The 1542-nt window shown below is 47.0% G+C and carries 1 protein-coding gene; it reads right to left on the bottom strand.

All coding sequences use genetic code 11. The features are described 5' to 3' along the window. The coding region (locus ACS8FD_RS14200; protein WP_439276340.1) for a glutamate synthase central domain-containing protein at window positions 1-1542 on the bottom strand (1542 nt) is incomplete at both ends.

The following is a 1542-nucleotide window of genomic DNA, read 5'->3' on the forward strand; positions in this document are numbered from 1 at the left end:
ATCAATACTGCTACTTGATGTGAGTCACGTGCCAGACCAGTCTCGATGATTAAGTTGGCATCAGTACGGATACCTTGAGCAATCAAGTAATGATGCACCGCACCAGTTACCATAATGGCGTTCGCTGGTACTTTATCTGCAGCGATATTCTTATCGGACAATACAATCAAGGTATGACCAGTACGGATAGCGCGTGCCACTTCTTCGCAAATAGCGTTGATAGCCTCAGACAGCTCTAACGTACGATCATAGTTTAGATCAATACGTGCCATCTGAAACGCTGGATCATCCAAGGTTTCAAGCTGCCGCATTTTGCTGGCTGATAATACTGGCGACGATAAGATAATGCGATGCGCGTCTTTTTCTGATGGCGCAAATACGTTGGTTTGAGCACCAAGACACGTTTGCAGCGACATGACGATTGACTCACGCAGGGGATCAATCGGCGGGTTGGTTACTTGTGCAAACTGCTGACGAAAGAAATCTCCAACATGGCGAATTTGCTGCGATAACACCGCCATTGGCGTATCATCACCCATCGAACCGACTGGCTCTTGACCATTTTCGGCATTGGGACGAATGATTTCAGTACGCTCTTCATTGGTAATGTGATACATTTTTTGCAGAGCTTTTAACTTATCACCGCGGCATGCTTGCGCTGCTAGCTCTTCTTCTAAACGCTCATCATCGCGGATACGTTTCGCTTCTTCACGCAGCCACTTGCGATAAGGATGAGCCTTTTTAAGTAAGGTGGCAATAGCTTTAGTATCTAAGATTTGACCAGTCAATGTATCGATAACCAGCATCTGACCTGGGCCTACGCGTCCTTTTGCTAATACATCTTTGGGATCATAATCCCAAACGCCCACTTCAGAGGCCACCGTGATATAGCCATTCTTAGTCGTCACCCAACGTGAGGGTCGCAGACCATTACGATCGAGCATACAGACCGCATAGCGCCCATCTTGAATCACCAGACCTGCTGGCCCATCCCACGCTTCCATATGCTGCGAATAAAACTCATAAAATGCACGCAAGTCCATATCCATGCTATCGACATTTTGCCAAGCTGGTGGCACAAGTATCGACATGGCATGAAACAGATTCATACCGCCTGACATCAGCACCTCAAGCATATTGTCTAAGCTTGATGAGTCTGAACCTGTACGGTTGACTAATGGCGACAACTCATTCAGGTTCGGCAACTTTTCTGATTTTAGCTTTGGCGTACGTGCTTCTGACCAATTACGGTTACCCGTAATGGTGTTAAGCTCGCCATTGTGGGCAAGATAGCGAAATGGCTGCGCGAGTGGCCAACGCGGCAGGGTGTTGGTTGAAAAGCGCTGATGGAAAACGACAATATGGGACGCCAAACGCTCATCTTGTAAGTCTAGAAAGAACGCTGGCAGATCTGAGGGCATCACAAGCCCTTTATAAATGATAGTTTGGCAACTTAATGAGCACACATAAAACAGCTCGTCATCAGCCAAGCGCTGCTCTGCTTTTTTACGAGCGACAAACAACTTACGGTTAAAATCATCT

The sequence above is a fragment of the Psychrobacter sp. 1U2 genome (assembly GCF_051847575.1).